Consider the following 19801-nt stretch of genomic DNA (forward strand, 5'->3'; position numbering starts at 1 on the left):
TTGAGTCCTCAAACGGCCGCATCGAGGGGCTCCTGTGGCCTGACGGGCCGAGTGTCGGTGTGGGCGCGCCGGATCGGATTGGCGGTCATCACGTAGCCCGCCTGACGATCCGCCTGCTTGCGGAAACGCACCAACAGGTTGGCTTTGTTGGGCAGGTACGCGGAACTCAACAGCGCCTGCAGCCGCTCACGGCCCGCGGGCAGTCGAACGCTCAATTCATCCAGATAATCCGCCACGGCTCGCCAGAGGCTGCGTTCGAGTAATTCGTCACCGCCGCCGATGTAAAATACCGCCTGGGCCAGGGTATTCAGGAAGAGGCAATAGCACACCCGGTTCCATCCCTTGTCGGCGTCGTAGTAGACACTGCTCAGCGCCTGTTCCGACAGTTCGGGCAACAGGGCGGCCGGCCATTGCTCGGGCACGAGCTTGGTGCCTTCCATGTCGCGGTAGTAGTAGTGCACCGGCAGATGCCGTTTCAATCCGATCAGGCCGTTTTGCAAGTGGGGTTCCAGCACCACGCCGTGTTCGAAGTACAGCCGCATCGTCGGCTCGACCATGACGTCGAGTAATGCGTTGAACCACAACAAGGCGGCATTGAAATAGCCGGTTTTGAGGACACCACCGGCGGCGGCGATTTCCGCCCGGATTAATGATTCGCCACCGGGTTGCGGGGCGAACAGCGCCCCGGCCATGACCGGGCGATGGCCGAGTTGTTCATCGCGGAACCGGTTTTCGCGGGCGATGAACGAAAAGCCTTCGACCCAGTCGCGTGCGATGCCCCGGTCGCTGTCCAGGCTCTGATAGGCCGGCTCATACATCAGGGTGAACCCCTGATCCCGCATCGGCTCGGCCAGCGGCCGGATCGCGTCGCTGAGCGCCACCGCCGTATCCAACTCGTAGATGGCGTTCTTGCGTACGCAATTGGTCAGCCGCACGTTCAGCGAGCCTTTGACGAAGTAATCCAGATCCGGGTGGTAGCAACTGCGCAGGGAGGACGTCGCGTACAGCTTTTGTCCGGCACTGCCGTGGTCGAGCAACGCGCCGGTGCGCAGCCAGTCCCGAATTTCATCCTGCTCGGCCAGAAACCGCGCCTGCCAGGGGTGCACCGGCAGCAGCGCGCGGTCTTCATCCAGGTCCAACTCGGGCATCCATTGCGTGCGAATAAACGTCTGCAAATCGACATCGCCACGCGACCGATACCACTCGCGCGGTATCGAGAAACACCGCCATTGAAACCGGGCGTCGTGTTCGGGTGAGAAGTCGAACAACTCTTGTTCGCTCATGCCCTGGCGCGCCTTGGGTGTCGGGTGATAACGATGCCCCACCGTCATTGCCCGCTCGCTTTCGACGAACGCATCGACCACGCCATTCGGGAGCGGCCGGGCATGAGACTTGTGTTCAAGGATGCGGGTCATGACGGTCCGGCTGCAGCGGATCTGCTCCAGCAATTCGACACAGTCATCCTGGTCTTCCAGGTGACAGAGTTCGGTCAACAGCAACACCGCCAACCGATCCGGATCGAGCTCAGGCCCGGTCGGGCTTTGCGACGGTAGCCGCAAATAATGGTAGTTGGCGGTCGCGGAGACCGAGTGTACGTAAAAATACAGAGAGCAGGCCTGGGCTGTCAGTGTCAGTTCCGCCCGATACCCCGAGCGGGGTGTCGGTATGAAAGACAACCACTGGTTGGGCAGCGCCACTTCCCTGAGATAACAATTAAGCAAGGCTTCGATGGACAGAATGTCCGCCTGGGTGTGATGACTCACCATCGGAAAGATCCCCTTGTCCGAAAAGAGCGGCCACCTTAAACTTGATGATAATGATTATCAATAGCAATTTTTAAATCGGCGTGCGAAACCACCCAGGTGTGACATGGTTCACATCCATGCATCCGGAACGTCGGTAGAAAAACCACCTATCGGCACGGGTGCACTACACTTATAAATTGGCGGTAATCCGGGAGAAATCCCGAAGGCAGTAAGCTATGGACAGCTCAGACAACCCCGTGTTTCCTCGCTCCCCCTGGGCCAACGGCCTGATCTTCTTCTCGGTTGGTTGTGGGGCCATGGCCATTGTACTGGTCGCACTGCCCTATCCCTGCCTTACACCTGAACAGGCATCAGCCTGCACCGCCTGGCAGGCCGTCCAGACGAAGCCCATGGTGTTGTTGGCACTGGCGTTACCCGTCGCCTTGCTCGCCGCCGCTCTGGCCTGGCTCGTCAACCGCCAGCAGACGCTGCTCCAGACCCATCCGGAAAATTACGCCCAATTGGCCGCCACGGTTTTTCAAAGCACCCAGGAAGCGATCCTGATTACCGACCGGTATCTGAACATCATCACCGTCAACCCGGCCTTCAGCGAGATTACCGGCTTCAGTCTGGAAGAAGTTGTCGGTCGCCAGCCCCGATTTCACCGTTCCGGCCAATACGATGAACGGTTCTATGAGCACATCTGGAGCTGCATTCGAAAAACCGACCACTGGCAAGGTGAGATCTGGAACCGGCGCAAAAATGGTGAATTGTTTCCGGCCTGGGAAAACGTCTCCTCGGTTCGAAACTCGCACGGCACCATCACCCACTACGTTTCGCTCATGTCGGACATCAGCGCCATCAAGCAGGTCGAGGAGCGGCTCAATCACCTGGCGCATCACGACCCTCTGACCGAATTGCATAATCGACTGGCTTACACCTCCCACCTGGAAAGTGCCCTGGAACGGGCGAAACGACACGCTACCAAGGTCGCCCTGTTGCTGCTGGACCTGGATCGGTTCAAGCACATTAACGACACCCTGGGGCACGCGACCGGGGATTTGGTGTTGACCACCATTGCCGAACGACTGCGTCGCTGTGTACGCGGCGAGGATATGGTCGCCCGGCTGGGGGGCGACGAATTCACCATTGTCCTGGAAGGCATTTCGCACGGCGAGTCGGCCGGTACCCTGGCCCAGAAAATCACTCGTACTGTGAACGAACCCATGTGGCTCGGCGAACACGAGATCGCCATGAGCACCAGCATCGGCATCGCCATCTATCCGGACGACGCGTCCGAAGCCGACGCACTGGCGCAAGCGGCCGATACCGCTATGTATCGGGCCAAGTCCCATGGCCGTAACAGCTATGAATTCTTCACACCGGAGATGGTCACACACTCCCAATGGCGACTGGCCATCGAAAGCGCCTTGCGCCATGCCCTGGAACAGAACGAACTGTCGCTGTATTACCAGCCCCTATACAATTTGAACCGCCGTGAAATTGTGGGTCTGGAGGCGCTGGTGCGGTGGCATCATCCGCAATGGGGGCTGCTGCTGCCCGATCAGTTCATCGAAATCGCCGAGGAAACCGGCCTGATCGACGGGCTCGGTGACTGGGTGATCAATACCGCCTGTGCCCAGTTGGCCGAGTGGCATCGCATGGGAGGCAAGCCGCTTCGCTTATCGGTCAATGTGTCGGGCCACCAGTTGATCAACGGTCACCTGCTGGAAACGTTGCAAAGCTCCCTGTTGGTTCATGAACTGGAACCCAGCGAGGTCCGGTTCGGGCTGGACATCACCGAGAACATGTTGCAGGCCGGTGACGATGTACTGAAAACGCTGCGTCGCTTACGCGCCTGGGGGGCGAACATCACCATCGACGATTTCGGCTCCGGTTACTCGTCGCTCCGTCACCTGAAAGACCTGCCGGTCGACGCCCTGAAGATCGACCCGGTTTTCCTGAAAGACATACCGTTCGACACCGACAACTACGCCATCGCCGCCGCCATCATTTCCATGGGCCAAAGCCTGGGCATGAACATCATCGCCGAAGGTGTGGAAACGACCGAACAGCTGGCGTTTCTGGAACTCCACGGCTGCGACGAGGTTCAGGGATATCTCATCGGCAAGCCGATGCCGGCCGAACAGGCCACTCGACTGATGCGCGACAACGGACAGGGATACTTCGAACACTCGCGCTGAACACTTGGTCACACAACGACGGTTTTAAGTCGCCGCCCTGCCCGTACGCCGTCAAGGTGTCGAACCTGTCCGCCCTGGACCGGGCTCGTTGAAAAACCCCTGCTACACTGAACACAAGGCCTTGATACTAACCATGAGACTTGTGCCACCATGTCGCTGGTCACCCGTTTATCCCTGGTCATCCTGGTTCCGTTCCTGGTGCTGTATACCGCCTATATCCTGACCGAGATGTACCGGTCGCGTGAAGCGGCGCACCAGGAATTTGAGCAGTACGCCAACAGCCTGGCCACGATCACGGCCCAGTCGACCACGGCCGTGATCTGGAACCTGGATTATCCGACCCTGCTGGATGCCACCAATTCCTTGTCGGAGGACAGTCGTGTGGCGGGGGTTTTATTTAATCTCTACGCCAGCGGTGCCGACGCGTCGTCTGAATCCTTTCTGGTGGTCGGGTCCCTGCCCGGTCGTTCCAATATCATCGAAGAGGGTCGCACGCTCGCCGAGATCGAACCCGATACGACCGAATACAGCCACTTGCTGACACGAGAGGTCAACATGCACGGCCGTCCTCTGGGCACGGCTCACTTCTATTTCCGGGACCAGGAAATCCGGAATCAACTCGCCCAGGAAGCCAAAGCTCTGGTGGGCCTGGCGGGCTTGTTCATCCTGTCCTATCTGGCAACGGTATTCTGGATGCTTAACCGCTATTTCAAACGACCTTTTCACCGTGTGCACAGTCTGGCGCTGGCTTTTCTCGATACCTTCACCACCATCCAGTCCCGTTTCGAACAGGGCCGGGAACTCGATCCCGAACTCCTGCCGGATACCGATGCCTTGTTGCGCCAGAAAGGCATAAAGGAAGTCAGAAAAGACGAAGTCGGCGACTTCACGCGTTCGTTCGTCACCATGGTGAACACTTTTTCCATCCTGTTGACGGAACTTTCGCAGCACGCGCGTGTAATCCGCGAAATGAACGAATCGCTGGAAGAACGCATCGACGAGCGTACCCGGGAACTCCAGTCTTCCAACAAGGCCCTGTCGTCTTCGCTGCGTGTGCTGAAGCAGACACAGGCCACTCTGGTGCAACAGGAAAAGCTGGCCTCGATTGGCCAATTGGCCGCCGGGGTCGCGCACGAAATCAACAACCCCATCGGTTACATCGGCAGCAATCTCAATCGGCTGCAGGAGTATTTCGCGGATATCCAGACGTTGTTAAACCGGATCGAACAGGACATCATCGCGGGCCTGCCACCCGAGGAGCAAAGCGAAGCCATCGCCCGGCTCGATGCCGTCAAAGCGGAGCTGGACTACGAATTCCTGATGGAAGACCTGCCGGATCTGTTGAACGATTGTCGCGAAGGCAGCGACCGGGTACGGGACATTGTCCAGAACCTGAAAGACTATTCCCGCACCGACAACGGCACGCGCAAGACCGACGCCGACTTGAACGACCTGATCACCCGCGCCCTGAAACTGGTCTGGAACGAGTTGAAGTACGACTGTGACGTCCAGTTCGACGAAGGTGACGTACCCCGGGTGCCGGTCAATGTCGGTCAGATCGGACAAGTGGTGTCCAACCTGCTGATCAATGCCAGTCACGCCATTCGTTCAACCGAAAAACACGGTTCCATTCACATCCGGACCTGGGCGGACGACCAGGACGCCTGGATCGAGGTCGAGGATACCGGGTGCGGCATGTCGGAAGACACCCTCGCCAAGGTCTTCGATCCGTTCTTCACCACCAAGCCGGTCGGCCAGGGCACGGGACTGGGCATGAACATTTCCTGGGACATCATAGTCAACAAACACCAAGGCCACATCGGTGTCGAGAGCGAAGTCGGCCGCGGAACGGTTTTCACATTGCGCCTGCCCCTGCGGGTGGAAGCCGAACTCGAAGCCAGCGCCTGAGCGGAGAATCCCGAATGACCTCCACCCTGTTACTGATCGACGACGAAGACAACATTCTGCGTTCGCTCAAGCGGCTGTTTCGGCGTGAACCCTACCGGGTGCTGACGGCCCGCTCCGGACCGGAGGCACTGGACCTGCTGCGTCATGAGGATGTATCGGTGATTCTCTCGGACCAGCGTATGCCGGGCATGACCGGTTCCGAATTGTTGAAACAGGTAAAGACCACCCATCCGCAAACCATTCGGCTTATCATGAGTGGCTATACCGAACTGGAAAGCGTGACCTCGGCCATCAACGACGGCGCGGTGTTCAAGTTTCTGGTCAAACCCTGGGAAGACGACAAACTGATCGAACATATTCGCGAAGCTTTCGACATTCACGAATTCCTGGTCCAGAAAGAACGCCAGCGCCTGACGTTGAAAGCTCAAAACCGATCCCTGGATTTCGACCTGCGCTACCAGAAAGAGGAATCGGACCTTTATCTGCAGGGCATGAAGCTGGCGCAATCCATCCTGGAGCATGTGCCGGTCATGATTCTGGGCCTCGACGATCAGGGGACTCTGGTTTCGGCCAACGCCGTTGCCCGACAGCAGTTGCCGAACGACGCCGTGATCGGATTGCCGATGGACATGGCCCTGCCCGGGCCTCTGGTCGAAAAACTGAATACCTTGTTGAGTGACCGCCCCACGGGCGGCCCCGACGGGCAGTTCAACATGAACTACCAGGACGAACCCTTTCGTTTCTGGTATTCGCGTTTCAAAGGGCCCGGCAACGCCCAGGGGCTGATTCTGGTCGGCTGTCCGGACATCGAATGAAAATTACCCGGCGTGTTACAAAACCATACAAAAATCGTCATGCCGCAGGATGCGGTCTTTCATTGAACACCTTTACCCAGGGGAGGAATCCCGTATGAGCAACAACCGTCAGAGTTTGCGAGCCAGAATCAAGCAACTCCCCCCGCTGCCGCCCGCGACCTCCCGACTGCTGGAAATGCTGGAGGACGACGAGCAATCGGACGACATGAAACAGGTCGAAAAGCAGATCCTGACCGATCCGGTGCTCACCGGACGCATCCTTCAAATTGCCAACAGTTCGTTTTACGGTCTACGCCAACAGGTCGTCTCCATCGGCCAGGCCTGTTCCATCCTGGGTATCCATACCCTGAAGAACCTGGTGTACACCATGGCCCTGATGCAACGACTCAATCAGCCGCATCAGGACAGCGTCATCGACTACGCGAAGGTGTGGCGCCACAGCCTGCTCACCGCCAGCCTGGCCGGCGCCCTGACCGAACACTCCCGACTCAACAGTCTGGCCATGTTCACCACCGGCCTGTTTCACAACATCGGTCTGTTGATCATGGATTTACTGCAACCGAAGTTACTGCAGCAACAGATCAATCATGCCCGCACGCATCACTGCACACTGGAAACCACCACGGCGGAAACAGGCGCACCGTCTCATCTGGCGGTGGCGGCGACGACACTGGAAGTCTGGAACATTCCCGAGTCCATCATCACTCCATTTCGGCAGTCGACCGACAAGGGAGACGACGGACCGCGCTGCTCCACCAGCCTCAACTGGGTGCGGTTTTGCGCGTTGATAGCTCATGGCATGGGCGAGTCCTATCTGGAGAACGTACCGCTGGCACTGCCGGAGAATGTGTCGGAAGGGTATCTGGACAAGGATATGTCGGCCCTGCTGCCGGACTTGCACCGGGGCTATGCGATGTACGGGGAATTCCGGTCGAACCTGTTGTAACCGGGGTCTCCCGTCCTTCAGGTCGCCGCCTGTCAGCGCGGATACCCGGTTATCCGCCGGATCCGCTCATAGAGCGGCTGCAGCCGCCCGTACATAGGCCGGTACACCTCTTTGTAGAGACGATCGTACAAAGCCCGGGTCTTCGGATCCGGCTCGAAAACCTGTCCTACCCGAGTCATGCGTTCCACCGCGGTGTCGAAGTCCTTGTGGTACCCCATGCCCACCGCCGCATCGATGGCCGCACCCAATCCCGAGGTTTCATACGTATGAGGTCGCTCCGCCGGCAAACCGAAGATATCCGCCGTCAATTGCATGGCCACATCGCTCTGGGAGCCGCCGCCGGCCACCCGCAGTCGTGTCATGGGGACACCGGTGCGTCTCTCGATCCGCTCCTTGCCCTCGCGCAGGGCATAGGCCAGCCCCTCGAGAATGGCCCGATAGATGTGGGCACGAGTGTGAACGTCGCCGAAACCGATGATGGCGCCCTTGGCTTCCGGTCCCGGCTGGCGTACGCCCGGTGACCAGTACGGCTGCAGTGTCAGCCCCATGGACCCCGGCGGCACCTCGCGGACCAACTCGTCATACAACACTTCCGGCTGGATACCGCGCTGCTCGGCGATCTGCTGCTCGCGCAGGCCGAATTCGTGCTTGAACCAGCTGACCATCCAGAAACCGCGATAGATCATCACCTCGGTGCAATAGTGACGGGGGATCGCGGACGGATAGGGCGGCATAAAGCGGATCGGCTCCACGTAGCGGTCGCTGTTGGCGTTGATGGTGGCGGTGGTGCCATAGCTCATACAGCCGATGTCGGGAGCATTCCCGCCCGAACCCAGGATCTCGCAGGCCTTGTCGGAGGCCGCCGCGATCACCGGCAGGCCGGCCGGCAATCCCATATGACGGGCCGCGTCAGGTTGCAATGTTCCCATCCGCTCACCGGGCTCGACCAGGTCCGGCAGCATAGCGGGTTTAACCGGCATCAACCGCCACTTGTAGTCGCGAGGGCCGGCCCAGGCGTGGCGCTTGTAGTCGAACGGTATGTAGCCGACCTGGCTGCCTGTTGAGTCGATCATCCTGCCGGTCAGGCGGTAGTTGAGGTAGCCGGAGAGCAATACGAATTTGTCGGTCCGCGTCCAGATATCCGGCTGGTTCTGGGCGATCCAGTTGGCCTGGCAGTTTTCCCGGAAGCGCTGAATGGTGTCCTGCAACCCCAGGCACTTGAACGCCCAGCCCCAGGGCCCGCGCACCGGGCCTTCGATCCGGGCATGGCGTTGGTCGAGCCAGATGATCGCCGGGCGCAGGGGTTGACCCCGGTCGTCGAGGTTGACGACGGTGCCACGCTGAGTGGTGACCGTTACCGCCGTCACATCCTCGGGTTTGGCGTCGGTGGTGTCCCACAGTTGAGTGCACACCCGGCCCAGGCTTTGCCAATAAACGTCCGGGTGCTGCTCGGCCCAGCCGGGCATCTCCGAAAAATAGGGTTCGATCTCTTCCTTGCCCTTGCCCACCAGTTCGCCATCCAGGTTGAACAGCAATGCACGGACACTCTGGGTGCCGTTGTCGATGGCCAGGATCAGCGGTGAATTCATGTCCGGTCTCCCGCTTGCGGCAGGCTGTAGGCCCGACGCCATAAATCGAGATAGCGCCGGCGTTCCTCGCCCCAGCGCCGGGAAGACCAGTCCAGCACCGGCTCACACAGGGCCTGCACCCGATCCAGTATAGCCTCGGCGCCCCGGGGCAATATCAAACCCAGCCGGGTACGGCGCAGCAGCAGATCATCCAGGTGCTCCACGTTTTCGTTCCGGGCGCTCCAGACCAGTTCCGCCCAGAGGGTCCCGGTGCTCGCCACCGGTTCTAACGGCCCGGCCGCCAGCACCTCCGAAAGTCGACCGCCGTAGTGCCCCTGCAACCGTCGCCACTGGCGGGCGGAGATGCCCTTGGGGCGATGCGAAGTGGGTGGGACCGGGTCAAAGACCGGACCGCCGGTGGGGGCGCTCACATCGGTGTCGAGATAGGGCAGGCTCTGCTCCAGTACTTCCAGCGCGATCGGACGGAAGGTGGTCAACTTACCGCCGGCCACACTGATCAGGCCCCCATCGTCCCAAATGGCATGTTCGCGATTCTCGCGGGACGGGTCCCGGCTATGACCGCCCACCACCGGGCGGACACCGGCCCAGCAGGCCAGAACATCGGAGCGGCCGACGCCGCTGTACGGAAAAACCCGATCCACGATGGCCAGCAAGTAGTCCACTTCTTGCGGCATGATCCGGGCCTCGTCCTGGGGGTCGGCCTGGTGATCCAGGTCGGTGGTGCCCACCACAGTCACGCCCTCCCAGGGGAAGACGAAAACCGGCCGGCCATCGTCCGGGTGGAACAGGGATACGGTGCAGGCCACCGGCAGCCGCCAGAAGGGAAACACAAGGTGGCTGCCACGCAGCGGGCGCAGGGTCCGGGACGCTCCGCATTGGGCGCGCAACTCATCGGTCCAGGCGCCGGTGGCGTTGATCACCAGGTCGGTCTTTATCGAGACCCGGCTGTCACCGGCGACATCCCAAATGTCCAGGCCCGTCACCCTCCCTTCTTCGCGGATCACCCGCTCGGCGCGGACGTAATTAAGAACGTCGCCTCCGTCTTCGACACCTTCATGCAGCACCCGCAAAACCAGCCGGGCATCATCGGTCACCGCATCCCCGAACCGGGTTCCGCCATAGAGTCCCGCGCGGTTGAGGCCCGGTACCCAATCCAGAACGCGCTCGCCCTTGAGGTATTCGTGATTGCGCCGGCCCGCCATCCAGTCGTACACCGTCAACAGGGCACCGAAGATCCGAGGCCATGGGAACTGTTTGCGGTAGTGCGGCCAGACGAACGGCAGCGGTTCCACCAGCCCCGGGGCTTCGTCCAGAAGCCGCTGGCGCTCACGCACCGCATCCCGGGTCAGGCCAACGTGACCGCTGCCCAGGTAGCGCAGGCCGCCGTGCACCATTTTGGAGGAACGGCTGGAAGCTCCCCAGGCGAAGTCGCGCTGTTCCACCAGTAACACCCGCAAGCCAATACGCGCCGCTTCCCGCAGAATGCCCGCTCCGGTGATGCCGCCACCGATGATCACCAGATCGTAATGGCCATCACCCTGGCGAAGTTTTTCCAGGATCGTCCGGCGGGACCAGGCCGATGCGCCGTGCCGACTCATGAGGTCTCATCCTCCCGCGACAACAGGGTGCCGGGATTGAGTCGTTGCCCCGGATCGAACATTTGGCAAAGCGCGCGGATGGCCTCCATGCCCAGTTCACCTTTTTCCACCGGCAGGAACGGGGCGTGATCCTTGCCGACGCCATGCTGGTGACTGATGGTGCCGCGATTATCGACGATGATTCTGGACGTGGAGTCTTTGAGCGTCCGCCAGCGGGCCAGCGTCCGGTCGTAATCGTCCGCGGTGCGGAAGACATAGGTGGTGTAGATGCTGCACCCCTGGGTATAGAGGTGCGACAGGTGGGTGAAGACGTGCACCGCCTCACCCTCGCCCGCGAGCCCGTCGCGCAGGTTGGACTCCACCTTGTCGGTCAGGGTGTCGACATTGTCCCAGTCCGTGGCTGTCTCCAGGGTATCCACCACATACCCCCGATCCCACAGGGCCTGGCGCAGGTAGGGCATGGTGAAACGCTTTCGGGCCCACTGGCGGCCCATGTAGGTGCCGGTATAGACACCGTGGTGGCGTTTGACGATGTGCCTGAGCTCCCTCAGCGCGCTCCGGCACTGACGTCGGGTACCGGTCACGCCGACGGTCATCATGCATTTGCCTGCTCCCGCGCCGCGCCAGGCCAGGAATCGTTCCAGAGCCCCGATCAATGCCTCATGACCGGCCAGGGCCAGTTGCGTCTCGGTTTCCCCGGCGTTGCTGACCCGGACCATGGACAAGGGCACCCGGGACTGCACCAGGGCGCGGGAGGCGCTGCGGGCCGCGTTCCAGTCGGGAAAAAACAGCGTATGAAAACTCTCCCGTTCCGGCACCGGCGTGACGCGCACCTTGACCTCGGTGATCAGCCCCATGCGCCCCTCCGAGCCGAGGATCATCTCGCGCACATCGGGGCCGGCGGAGGATGCCGGAATGGTGGGGATTTCCAGGGTGCCACGCGGCGTTTCCAACCGGCCACCGGCGAACAACTGCTCGATACGCCCATAGCGCAAGGATTGCTGGCCGCTGGATCGACTGGCCACCCAACCGCCGACCGTGGACAGTTCGAACGACTGAGGGAAGTGGCCCAGAGTATAGCCTTCCACCTTCAGTTGCGCTTCCAGCAGCGGCCCGGGAGTGCCGGCACCGAAGGTGGCGATGTGGCTCTCGTGATCGATATCCAGCAAACGGTTCATGCGTCCGAGGCTGATGGTCAGGACCGGCGTGTCGGATGGGTCGGGGTTGATGTGCCCGGCCACGCTGGTGCCGCCGCCGTAGGGAATCACAATCGCCCCGACCTCTTCGGCCCAGTGCAGGATATCCCGAGCCTCGTCGGAGCTTTCCGGAAAGGCGACTCCATCGGGAAAGACACCGAAATCGCCGCTGCGCATCGCCAGCCAGTCGGGCAGGCTCTGGCCCCGGGCATGGCGGACGCGGGTCTCGGCGTCGGTCAGCACCCTGTCGTGCGGTGGCAGGCGGCTCTCCGGGACTCTGGCGGTCACCTCCTCCAGTTCGGCGTCACGCAGTGGCCGAGCCGAGCCGATCCGCTCGTTGAGGAAGGCGGCACCGTTCGCCGGTAATTCCAGGCTGAAGTGTTCGTCACCCCAACCGTTCCAACGTCGCATAGCTACTCCTTCTTCCCGAGATGACGTTACACTGTGATAAAGGGGCTTACCCCACCGATGTTTAACAGTATGACGGTGTAGAATCTTAGGCGTTGCATCAATCCTGTCACTGTCGAACGACGACAATCGAATGATCCTATGACGACAAACAACGACAGCCTGGGCCGAGCCTCGGTCAACGCCCTTCAACAGTATCTGCGCCTGGCCGAAGCGGATGGCCTGGACGTCGACCGGCTGCGCGCAGTGGCCGGACTGCCCGGCGACCTGGACGGGAGCACCCGGAGTCACGTACCGGGATCGGCTTTTCAGCGTTTGATCCATGCCATGGTGGAACACACCGGAGACCCGATCCTGGGGCTGCGCAGCGGTGACCATGTCCAGCCCGGCTCCTACAACGTGCTCGGCCACATCACCATGAGCTGCGCCACACTGGGCGAGGCCATCGACTGCATCGCACCCTACGAAAAGCTGGTGGGGGATATGGGGGTGACCCGGGTACTGGCCCGGGAAGACGAAATTTCCCTGGTCTGGTCCTGTGCCTACACCGACCCGGTCGTAAGCCCGCACATGATCGACAACGTCTTCGCCTCCTGGATCGAATACGCCCGTTGGCTGGCGTGCAGGGAACCGCCGGCGCCCCTGCGGGTCGACCTGGCGCACCCCTCGCCGGGACCGGACCTGGAGGGGGAATACGTGAGCCGCTGGAAATGCCCGGTGCACTTCGATCAACCGGTGAACCGCATCCGCTGCCACCGCTCTCTGCTCGACATGCCACTGCGGCAACCGGATCCGGAGCTGCGCCAGACCCTGGAAGAACACGCCCGCGCCCGCATGGAAAGCCTCAGCGACCCGGACAGCCTGGCCGCCCGCGTGCGCCATGCCATCCACCGGCAATTGCGCCAGGGTGTGACACGCCAGGATGTGGTGTCCGAGCATTTGGCCATGACACCACGTACCTTGCAGCGACGCCTGGGTGAGGAAGGCCTGTCCTATCAGCGGTTGTTGGATGAGATACGCGATGAACTGGCGCGGGACTACCTGAAAAACACCGGCCTGACGATTCAGGACATTGCGCTGCGCCTGGGTTTCAGTGAAGTGCGTTCGTTCCATCGACGCTTCAAGGCGTGGACCGGCAAGACACCGGGGCAATATCGGGAACTCGAATAGACTGCGGCCTTCGTTAGCGCCCCGTGGTCATACGATGTATGCAGAGCCGGGCTCGAATCCGGGACAGTCACCCCTTGGCCTTCAGGCGGATACCCAAGGATTCCAGGCGCTCGCTGCGGTCCCCGTTCATCACATTCAGCAATTCCTGTCGGGCGACTTCCCGAGGCAGACCTTTCCCTTCCAGCGTTTCCAGCAGGCGGCCAAAGACCGCCCGTCGTTTCAAGCCGCGCTCGGACGTGTCGCGCCGATCCATGAAAAAATCCATCAGCGTGGAACCACATTCGCAGTTGCGGTAGAGCTCGACGATGTCGCGATCGTCGTCGTCCCAGCTGCCCTTCAAGCCACTGCCCCTGGTCGGAGCGCTTGAATGCCGGAAGAAATCCTCGGGCGACCGGTAAACCCGCCCGCAGCTCGCGCATTGCTTGGGAAAAGCACTGTCGGACAGGGCCTTCAGATCGGCGAAGAGTTGGTATTCGGAATCGAAGGACGGATCACTCACAACCAGCCTGCACACCTTGGGGTTAAAACGGGGCTTCGTCAGTACAGTATAGACTCTGTGCACGAAGACGGTTTGCCCTTTCAAGACTCTCTTGATCCCGGTCAATCGATCAAACCGTGACTCCCATTTATTGCGAACGGGGTTCCAGAGTCTACGCTGTCAATATAGACACCATTGATTCACAGTGAACGGACACTGAGCCTCGAATCCAATCCCCGGGGCTCCGCGTAAAGAAGTAAGGCGACCCATGGATACTCCGCCCTTGATGTTTTTAACGCGACGATGGACATATCTGTTTCTCTTGCTGGCTGTGACGGTCTTGGCAGGGGCCGCTCGGGCTGAAATCCGGCTGAGTGACAACAGCGATCACTGGTTTCCACGGGCGGATGCCTACTGGGAGTCCGATGCGGGCTTAACCCCCGAACAGGCGCTGTCGAAACTTCGGAGCCCGGACGCACGACCAGGACCGCCCAGCGTCAGCCGGGACGATGTGTGGATGCTGTACCGTCTGGTCAACCCGTCGGAGCAACCTTTGACGGTGCACCTGACCAACGAGAACGCCCTGCTGGACCGTCTCGACGCCTTCCTGCTCGATGCCGACACCGGCCAGGTGCGACAACAGATTCAACTGGGACTGTCGCAGCCCGGGCTCGGTGCGAAACACGTTGCCCTGCGACACCAGGACGCTTTGCGCCTCGACGCCCGACAGCGCTATTTTTTGTTGTTCCGCCTGAAAAGCGATACGCCTCTGGCGTTGGCCACCAAGGTGACGGCGGCCCCGCTCATCGACGAGGAAAACCGCCAACGCTATGCCCGTTACTGGGCCATGCTGGTCACCGTCCTGGCCATCTTCCTGTTCAATGCGGTGCTGTCACTGGGCTATCGTGATTCGGCCTATCGATGGTTTCTCGGCTTTCACGGCTTCACCATCGTCTACTTTTCCGCCCTGACCGGTTTCGGACATCTGTATTTGCCCCTGGTCGTGATCCGCTTCCTCGCCGATCACATCATGGCGCTCAATTTTCTGTTGCTGTTCCTGCTGTACGAGTTCTCTCTGCATTTTCTCAGCCAGGAACGACGTCTCAACGACATTCGCAAGCCCTGGTACCGTTGGGGCCTGCCGGCCGTTCAGGGTATCGGTTTCCTGATCAGTCTGGTCGCGGCCGACTTTTATCTGCTGGCGCCCTTCCTGGCGGTACAGGTTCTGACGATCGTTCCTGTGCTGATGTTTGCCTGGCGCCAGGCGCGGTCGGGTTATGCGCCGGCCTACTTTCTGTTCCTCTCGATTCTGGTGCAGACCATTGGCGGCAGTGTCGGCCTGTCGACATTTGCCGGCTGGGTGCCCGCCAACTCACTGACCCTCTATGCCTTTTTCATCACCACGGTTATCGAGCTGCTGATCATGTCGTACGCGCTCTCCGCGCGGATTCGGTTTCTGGAACGTCGTCAACGCAACCTGCTGCTTCGGGAGTCGACCACGCAATTACCCAACGAGGCGTATCTGAACCAGATTCTCGAGCCCTGGTGGTCGAACCCGGAAACAGACATTCCCTCGAACGGCGCCATACTGATCGAACTGCGCGGTTTTAACGAGATCACCCATATCATGGGGCCCAGGACCAGCCTGAAAGTCTGGTCAAATGTCATTCAACAATGGAACGACTTCCTCTCACGGCACAAATGGGTTCAGTCTCTGCCCACGTTGGCGCCCAGCGACAAACTGGTGATCATCAATCGGGATACGATGCTCGCACTGATCGACATCCACCCGGATCATCGATGCCAGACCGCCTTTGAGGCCATGCGTAATCTGGACGTGGATTGTGAAGGCCAGGTCTTCGGCGTCGAGTCGCGCATCGCCATGCACGAAGCCGCGCGGGACATGCCGCTGGACGAACTGATGCGCGAACTGAGTGTGGCCATGGTCACGGCGCGTCGACACAACCGTTTTGTACAGCCCTACGACGCTCAACAGGATCGCTATTTCAGACGCCAGAACCGACTGAGCCGCGACCTGCGAACGGCGGCGACGCACAAGCAACTCAATGCCCATGTCCAACCCATACTGGATCTGAAGTCCCATCGCATCATCGGCGGTGAGCTGCTGCTGCGCTGGACCCACCCCGAACTCGGTCCGATCCCGCCAAGCGAGTTCATCCCACTGGCCGAGGAGATGCGCTGGCAACCGGAGTTGACCCGCTTCGTGCTGGATGAAGCCGCGCGCTGGCTGAATAACACCCCGGAGCTGGATTTGATGCTGTCGATCAATCTGTCGGTGCTCGACCTGATTGTCCAGGACGACGGCGCCGACCTACCTTTGCGCATCGAGTCGATGGGGTTGCCGGCCCACCGCCTGAAAGTGGAGGTTACCGAAACTGTCCTGATGGAGCAGCCGGACCAATGCCAACAGACGCTCGATCAATTGCGGCGGCTGGGTTGCCGGATCAGCATCGACGATTTCGGCACCGGCTATTGCTCACTCGCCTATCTCAGCCGGATTCGCCCGGATGAGATCAAGATAGACCGCAGTTTCGTCACCGCGCTGGAGTCGTCGACCATCGACCGGGACATTGTTGCCGCCATTGTCCGGCTGGCGCACAACATGGGCGCCTGCATCGTTGCCGAGGGGGTGGAGGACATGTCCAATCTGAACGCTTGCCGGGAACTGGAATGCGACCGCATTCAGGGGTATCTGATCGCCCGGCCCATGCCGCTGCACGACTTTCGGGCCTGGCTGTCCAGCTACCGGCATCAGTCCGAACGTGAACGGTCTTGACTTTCTTTCGGGCAAACGTAGCATCAATGGCATGACTGATTGGTATAGCGCACATCGATTTACTGACCTCCGAGTCCTGCACCAGGGCACGGCGGTCTGACTTTTCCTGTCTGAAAAGCCAACTCCGGGCCCCGGGCTCGGAGGTGGATTCCCCTGAAACATCACCTTTTGTTTGGAATCTTCGACCAGAGCCAAGGTTCTGGTCCGGCTTTTCGGAGACTGTCATGCCCCATCTCAATCTCGATCAACTGATCCATGCCCTGTCCTTGCGCGATCTGAGCGACCCCGGCCAGGGCCCGCACGCCATGCAGCGTCTGATCACCGATATTCAGAGCGCTGTGCTGACGCACTATTCATGCCCGTTGCAACAATTGCGCACTTCACCTCTGGTGCCGGTGCGGGACAATTACGATGCACTCGGCTACCCCGCCGACGGGCCTGCCCGCGAAGCGCGATACAGTCGCTATGTCGCGCCCGGCTGGATGTTGCGCACCCAGACCTCGACCCTGGTCCCCGGTTGGCTGCGTGGCTGGACGGACAAGACGCCGCGCCGGCTCGGGCTGATCACCTGTGGTCTGGTCTATCGCCGCGACAGCATCGATCGGTTGCACACCGGCGAACCCCACCAGTTGGATCTCTGGGTGTTGATCCCGCGATCGGAGGTGACCGATCCGGACCGGATGCTGCGCAAGGCGATCGATACGGTTTTGCACGCGGTCCTGCCCGACCACGCCATCAATCTCAGTGATTCGCCGCATCCCTACACTGAAGGGGGGTTGCAAATCGATGCCCTGTCGGACCGAGATGAGCTGATCGAGATCGGCGAATGCGGCCGCATCGACCCGGGTTTACTGACTCGCACCGGTTGGGATCCGGACAAGGTCACCGGCATCGCCATGGGGCTGGGTCTCGATCGATTGCTGATGCTGCGTAAACACCTGCCCGATATCCGTCTGTTGCGTCAGCAGGATCCGAGGGTGGTGGAACAGATGCAAACGCTCAACCGGTGGCGACCGGTGTCGTATCAACCGACCATTGAACGCGATCTGTCGATCGCGACCGATGCGCAGATGGATGAGGAGGTGCTGGGTGATCGAATACGGGAGGCGTTGCCGGATCGGCTGAGTTGGCTGGAGGCGGTCCGGGTGTTGAACGAGACGCCCTATGAGTCGTTGCCGGAGGTGGCTCGGGAGCGCATCGGTATGCAACCGGGGCAGAAAAATGTGCTGGTACGACTGACCATCCGCCATCCGACCCGCAGCATTACACGGGACGAGGCCAACGACCTGCGCAACCGGGTTTACTCCGCCATCCACGAGGGCTCAAACCTGATGCTCGCATGACAGTGTGCCATTGGTCCGTGCCAGGGGGCGGGGTAGGCTCCCCCGGGGTCGCCGTAAATACGTCCCTGTAGGCTTGGCGGCAGCATCCATGCTGCCGACATCCCCGGTGGAGCCTACCCCGCCCCCTGGCACTTACAGCAGTATCGCCGCCCAAAACGTAGGGTGGGCACCGCCCACCAAAGGTATTTAACCGAGACGCTAGAAACTACCACCACCTCGAACCAACACCAAATACTCTACCTCAAGCCCCATACCTCAACTCAGGCAACCAAAGCACCAATTCCTCAAAGAAAAACACCAACGTCACCGCCAACACCTGCAACAAAATAAACGGAATCACCCCTTTATAAATATCGGTCGTCTTCACTTCGGGCGGTGCCACGCCTTTCAAATAAAACAACGAGAAACCGACCGGCGGTGTCAGAAAGGAGGTCTGCAACGTCAACGCGAACAGGACAACAAACCAGGTCAGGTCGAAGCCCATGGACGCCACAACCGGTCCGACCAGGGGCAAGAGGATCAAGCTGATTTCCAGCCAGTCCAGGAAGAAACCGGCGAGGAAGGCGACGAACAGGATCACCAGGACAATGCCGCCAGGCGAGAGCGGAATACCGGTCAGCAGGCCGGCGATGAATTCGTCGCCGCCGAGTGACCGCAGCACGACGGCGAAGGCGGTCGCGCCGAGAAAGATGCCGAAGACGAAGGCGGTGGTGACCGATGTCTTGCGCGAGACGTCCTTGATCACGTCCCAGTTCAGCTTGCCGTTCATGGCGGCCAGTATGGACGCGCCGAGTGCGCCGACGCCGGAAGCTTCGGTAGGTGTGGCGATGCCGAAGAAGATCGAGCCCAGTACGGCCAGGATCAGTCCGAGTGGCGGTACCACGGCCCACAGGGTGGCGAGGATCACCTTGGCGGTAATGGGGGGCAGGTCGGTTCTCGACGGCGACAGGTCGGGCTTGAGCCAGGCGGCGATGACGACGTAGGCGATGTACAGACAGCCCAGCATGACGCCGGGAATCAGGGCGCCCATGAACAGGTCGCCGACGGACAGCGACAATTGGTCGGCCATGATGATCAGCATGATGCTGGGCGGAATCAGGATGCCCAGGGTGCCGCTGGAGGCGACGATGCCGCTGGCGAACGCGGGCGAGTATTGCTGACGCAGCATGACCGGCAGGGACAACATGGCCAACAACACGACGGAGGCGCCGACGATGCCGGTGGAGGCCGCCAACAGGATACCGATCAGGATCACGGCGACACCCATGCCGCCCCGGAAACGGCCGAAGACGTTGACGAAGTTGGTCATCAGTCGTTCGGCGACGCCGGATCGCTCCAGCATGAGCCCCATGAATATGAACATCGGCAAGGCGACCAGGACCCATTTGGTCATCTGAGCGTAGATGCGTTGCACGATGATACCGAAGATGTTCCAGTCGGTGAGGTAGTAGGTATCCACGTCGAGATATTCAAACGCGAAGATCGCACCGACACTGAAAAACACCGACACCCCGGCCAGTACCCAGGCGACGGGAAAGCCGGTGAAGATGAGCAGCATGAAGCTGCCCAGCATGGCTAAGACTATAAATTCGTAAGTTTCCAAA

Annotated in this window: 13 protein-coding genes; 7 read left to right on the forward strand and 6 right to left on the reverse strand. The window is 60.6% G+C overall.

Annotation, left to right across the window (positions count from 1 at the left end; all coding sequences use genetic code 11):
- Positions 1 to 8 precede the first annotated feature (8 nt).
- A complete protein-coding gene (locus tag IE111_RS01830; RefSeq protein WP_189606778.1) occupies positions 9 to 1766 on the reverse strand; it encodes an IucA/IucC family protein in 1758 nt (585 codons plus the stop codon).
- 296 nt (positions 1767 to 2062) lie between these two features.
- Here IE111_RS01830 and IE111_RS01835 point away from each other — a divergent pair, with 296 nt between their 5' ends.
- The 4 genes from IE111_RS01835 to IE111_RS01850 all read left to right on the forward strand — a co-directional run bounded on the left by IE111_RS01835 (position 2063) and on the right by IE111_RS01850 (position 7618).
- The gene (locus tag IE111_RS01835; RefSeq protein WP_189606779.1) at positions 2063 to 3949 is read left to right on the forward strand and encodes a putative bifunctional diguanylate cyclase/phosphodiesterase; all 1887 of its coding nucleotides are present in this window, start codon (positions 2063 to 2065) and stop codon (positions 3947 to 3949) included.
- A 150-nt stretch (positions 3950 to 4099) separates the two neighbouring features.
- Positions 4100 to 5857, forward strand: coding sequence for a sensor histidine kinase (locus IE111_RS24705; RefSeq protein WP_189606780.1), 1758 nt, complete (start codon positions 4100 to 4102; stop codon positions 5855 to 5857).
- Positions 5858 to 5871: 14 nt separating this feature from the next.
- A complete protein-coding gene (locus IE111_RS01845) occupies positions 5872 to 6672 on the forward strand; it encodes a response regulator (protein WP_189606781.1) in 801 nt (266 codons plus the stop codon).
- Positions 6673 to 6766: 94 nt separating this feature from the next.
- On the forward strand, positions 6767 to 7618 hold the full coding sequence (locus IE111_RS01850; RefSeq protein WP_189606782.1) for an HDOD domain-containing protein: 852 nt from the start codon (positions 6767 to 6769) through the stop codon (positions 7616 to 7618).
- A 32-nt stretch (positions 7619 to 7650) separates the two neighbouring features.
- Here the strand turns inward: IE111_RS01850 and IE111_RS01855 are convergent, their stop codons facing one another.
- Genes IE111_RS01855 through IE111_RS01865 form a run of 3 tightly spaced genes read right to left on the reverse strand, consistent with a single transcriptional unit; the run spans position 7651 to position 12412 of the window.
- A complete protein-coding gene (locus IE111_RS01855) occupies positions 7651 to 9207 on the reverse strand; it encodes an FGGY-family carbohydrate kinase (protein ID WP_189606783.1) in 1557 nt (518 codons plus the stop codon).
- Positions 9204 to 10805: a glycerol-3-phosphate dehydrogenase/oxidase gene (locus tag IE111_RS01860; protein WP_189606784.1), complete on the reverse strand. Its 1602-nt coding sequence runs from the start codon at positions 10803 to 10805 to the stop codon at positions 9204 to 9206. The genes IE111_RS01855 and IE111_RS01860 overlap by 4 nt, the downstream gene beginning before the upstream one ends.
- On the reverse strand, positions 10802 to 12412 hold the full coding sequence (locus IE111_RS01865) for an FAD-binding oxidoreductase (RefSeq protein ID WP_189606785.1): 1611 nt from the start codon (positions 12410 to 12412) through the stop codon (positions 10802 to 10804). Before IE111_RS01865 ends, IE111_RS01860 begins: the two co-directional genes overlap by 4 nt.
- A gap of 138 nt (positions 12413 to 12550) precedes the next feature.
- Between IE111_RS01865 and IE111_RS01870 the strand changes: the two genes are divergently transcribed.
- Positions 12551 to 13579: an AraC family transcriptional regulator gene (locus IE111_RS01870; protein WP_189606786.1), complete on the forward strand. Its 1029-nt coding sequence runs from the start codon at positions 12551 to 12553 to the stop codon at positions 13577 to 13579.
- 67 nt (positions 13580 to 13646) lie between these two features.
- On the opposite strand, the gene IE111_RS01875 is transcribed toward IE111_RS01870, so the two are convergent.
- Complete coding sequence (locus IE111_RS01875; protein WP_189606787.1) at positions 13647 to 14078, reverse strand: oxidoreductase; 432 nt, start codon at positions 14076 to 14078, stop codon at positions 13647 to 13649.
- Positions 14079 to 14343: 265 nt separating this feature from the next.
- Between IE111_RS01875 and IE111_RS01880 the strand changes: the two genes are divergently transcribed.
- Together IE111_RS01880 and srmL are read left to right on the forward strand one after the other, a co-directional pair.
- Positions 14344 to 16854: an EAL domain-containing protein gene (locus IE111_RS01880; RefSeq protein WP_229805185.1), complete on the forward strand. Its 2511-nt coding sequence runs from the start codon at positions 14344 to 14346 to the stop codon at positions 16852 to 16854.
- Between the two features lie 224 nt (positions 16855 to 17078).
- A complete protein-coding gene (srmL, locus tag IE111_RS01885) occupies positions 17079 to 18197 on the forward strand; it encodes a PheS-related mystery ligase SrmL (protein ID WP_189606789.1) in 1119 nt (372 codons plus the stop codon).
- 241 nt (positions 18198 to 18438) lie between these two features.
- Here srmL and IE111_RS01890 read toward each other — a convergent pair whose 3' ends face one another.
- Entirely contained in the window at positions 18439 to 19800 is a 1362-nt protein-coding gene (locus tag IE111_RS01890) for a TRAP transporter large permease (RefSeq protein WP_189606790.1), read from the reverse strand.
- Position 19801 lies beyond the last annotated feature (1 nt).

Origin of the sequence: Saccharospirillum salsuginis (assembly GCF_014651855.1) — a bacterium.
Lineage (GTDB): Bacteria > Pseudomonadota > Gammaproteobacteria > Pseudomonadales > Natronospirillaceae > Saccharospirillum > Saccharospirillum salsuginis.